The organism is Actinomycetota bacterium (assembly GCA_005774595.1).
In the GTDB taxonomy this organism is placed as follows: domain Bacteria; phylum Actinomycetota; class Coriobacteriia; order Anaerosomatales; family D1FN1-002; genus D1FN1-002.
Genome location: VAUM01000264.1, coordinates 1 through 2,777, shown reverse-complemented (window position 1 = coordinate 2,777; position 2,777 = coordinate 1). Strand labels below are relative to the sequence as shown.

At 68.8% G+C, this 2,777-nt stretch carries 3 protein-coding genes and 1 tRNA gene; 1 reads left to right on the top strand and 3 read right to left on the bottom strand.

From position 1 onward, the window contains the following. The coding region (locus FDZ70_08905; protein TLM71235.1) for a hypothetical protein at window positions 1-262 on the bottom strand (262 nt) is incomplete at its 3' end. After that, window positions 259-1,209 carry a GDP-L-fucose synthase gene (locus FDZ70_08900; GenBank protein ID TLM71234.1) on the bottom strand — a complete coding sequence of 317 codons (951 nt, stop codon included), beginning with the start codon at window positions 1,207-1,209 and terminating at the stop codon, window positions 259-261. The genes FDZ70_08905 and FDZ70_08900, both read right to left, overlap by 4 nt. 154 nt (window positions 1,210-1,363) lie before the next feature. On the opposite strand from FDZ70_08900, the gene FDZ70_08895 reads away from it, so the two are divergent. Then, window positions 1,364-1,439 (top strand) — tRNA-Asn (locus FDZ70_08895). A 65-nt stretch (window positions 1,440-1,504) separates the two neighbouring features. On the opposite strand, the gene rpoD is transcribed toward FDZ70_08895, so the two are convergent. Next, window positions 1,505-2,777 (bottom strand): RNA polymerase sigma factor RpoD (gene rpoD, locus FDZ70_08890; GenBank protein TLM71233.1); only part of this gene is annotated, 1,273 nt, incomplete at its 5' end.

Below are 2,777 nucleotides of genomic sequence, written 5' to 3'. Positions count from 1 at the left end.
AGCGCCCGATGGCTCCGAGGCCGAGCAGCCTCGCGCCCGCGGTCATCGGCGCCCCGTCGGCGAGCGGCACCGCCGAGGCCGCCTCGAGCGCCCGCCCGTACTCGGCCGAACGCCGCCGCAGCGTCGCCGACTGCGCGTTCACGAACGCGTACACGCGCGGTCGTCCGTTCGCGATGTCGTCCCACAGCAGGTCGAGCCCCGCGGCCACGTCGGCCGCCACCACCGGCAGCCCTGCGACGTGCACGCGGCGAGGGTCGCTCACCGGTCGTACGAGTCCTTCACGGACTCCCACCACTCGACGGTGCGCGCGATGCCGGCGTCGAACGGCGTCGTCGCCTGCCAGCCGAAGTAGTCCCTCGCCCGGCTCACGTCGAGCATCCTGCGCGGCTGCCCGTTCGGCTTCGTCGCGTCCCACACGACCGCGCCCTCGAAGCCGACCGCGTCCGCGATCGTCGTGGCGAGGTCGCGCATCGCGATCTCCATGCCGCTACCCAGGTTCACCGGCTCCGGTCCGTCGTAGCGCTCCGCGGCCGCGACGATCCCGGCGGCACAGTCGTCGACGTACAGGAACTCCCGCGTGGGCGTGCCGTCGCCCCACAGCACGACCTCGGCGGCCCCGGCGTCACGCGCGGCGGTCATCTTGCGCACCATCGCCGGGATGACGTGGCTCGACTCGAGGTCGAAGTTGTCACCGGGACCGTACAGGTTCACCGGCAGCAGGTAGACGCCGTTGAAGCCGTACTGCTGGCGGTACGCCTGCAGCTGGACGAGCATCATCTTCTTGGCGAGCCCGTACGGGGCGTTCGTCTCCTCGGGATAGCCGTTCCAGAGCTCTTCCTCGCGGAACGGGACCGGCGTGAACTTCGGGTAGGCGCAGATCGTGCCGATGGCGACGAACTTCGCCACGCACGCGAGGCGCGACTCCTCTATGAGCTGGATGCCCATGATCGCGTTGTCGTAGTAGAAGCGGCCGGCGTTGGCCATGTTCGCGCCGATGCCGCCCACGACCGCCGCGAGATGGATCACCACGTCGGGCCGCATATCGGCGAGCATGCGCACGATCGCCTCGTGCGTGCGCAGGTCGTACTCGGCGCTGCGGACGGCGAACACCTCCGCCGCGCCCGCCTCTCGTATCTGCGAGACCACGCGGCTGCCGACGAAGCCGCCGCCACCCGTGACGGCGACCCGCTTGCCTTCCCAACCGGACATCGCGACACCCTTTCGGACGGGACCGCTGACGCCCCCTCATGGGCAATCATCGCACAAGGCCCGCACCGTGCGCGGACGTGTTGCGCGGCCTGCGGGGCGTCCGTATAATCCGAACGGCTCCGAGGGCCGCCGAAGCCTTTCGCGAGCGTCGGATTCCTCGGTAGCTCAATCGGCAGAGCATCCGGCTGTTAACCGGAGGGTTGTAGGTTCGAGTCCTACCCGAGGAGCCACTCAACATGACGACGGCCCCCGACAACCGGGGGCCGTTCGCGTTCTCCTCGGGCGATACCGCTCCCTACTCCAGGTACTCGCGCAGCTTCTGGGCGCGACTCGGATGGCGCAGCTTCGAGAGCGTCTTGCTCTCGATCTGGCGGATGCGCTCGCGCGTGACGCCGAACTCCTTGCCGACCTCCTCGAGCGTGCGAGGGTGCCCGTCGAGCAGGCCGAACCGCAGCTCGATGACCTTGCGCTCGCGCTCGGAAAGTGAGTCGAGGACGCGGCAGAGCTGGTCCTGCAGCATCGTGAACGACGCGGCCTCCGGCGGCACGACCGCCTCGGAGTCCTCGATGAAGTCGCCGAGCTGGGAGTCCTCCTCCTCGCCGATGGGCGTCTCGAGCGAGACGGGCTCCTGCGAGATCTTGAGGATCTCGCGGACGCGCTCCGGCGTCATCTCCATCTTCTCGGCGATCTCCTCGGGCAGCGGCTCGCGGCCGAGGTCCTGGAGCAGCTGGCGCTGCACGCGGATGAGCTTGTTGATCGTCTCGACCATGTGCACGGGGATGCGGATGGTGCGCGCCTGGTCGGCGATGGCGCGCGTGATGGCCTGGCGGATCCACCAGGTGGCGTAGGTGGAGAACTTGAAGCCCTTGCCGTAGTCGAACTTCTCGACCGCGCGGATCAGGCCGAGATTGCCCTCCTGGATGAGGTCGAGGAAGAGCATGCCGCGCCCGACGTAGCGCTTGGCGATCGAGACGACGAGCCGCAGGTTGGCCTCCACGAGCTGCCGCTTGGCGTCCAAGCCGATCGCCTCGATACGGTCGAGCCGGCGCTGCTCGGCGCGCTCGAGCTTGATGCCGCGCCCGGCGGCCTCGTCGGACCTCGCGGCCGCCTCGAGCCCGGCCTCGATCTTCATGGCGAGGTCGACTTCCTGGCGCGCGGTGAGCAGCGGGACCTTGCCGATCTCCTTGAGGTACATCCGCACCGGGTCGGAGGTGAGCGGGTGCGTGACGGTCGCCTCGGTGCGCCGGCGGGCCTTCTTCTTGCCCGGCTTGGTGGCGGGCTTGGCCGCCTCCTCGTCCATCACGGAGTCGTCGGGAATCTCCTCCGTCGCGGCTTCCTCGCCGGCGGCGGTGAGCTCCTCGTCCTTGGCGATGATGTCGTCGGCTTCGTCGTCCGTGGGCAGCGGCTCGGCCGCGGACTGGTCGATGATCTCGATCTTCTGGTCAGTGAAGTGGGCGAAGATGTTGTCCACCTGCTCCGGCGAAAGATCTATGTCGCCGATGGCACCGGAGATCTCATCCTCGGTCAGGTTGCCCTTGCTCAGGCCCATCTTCACGAGCGTCTTGACC

Bases quoted from the DNA above. Each gene is read 5' to 3' on its own strand.
- FDZ70_08900 (TLM71234.1), bottom strand. From the start codon at position 1,209: ATGTCCGGTTGGGAAGGCAAGCGGGTCGCCGTCACGGGTGGCGGCGGC.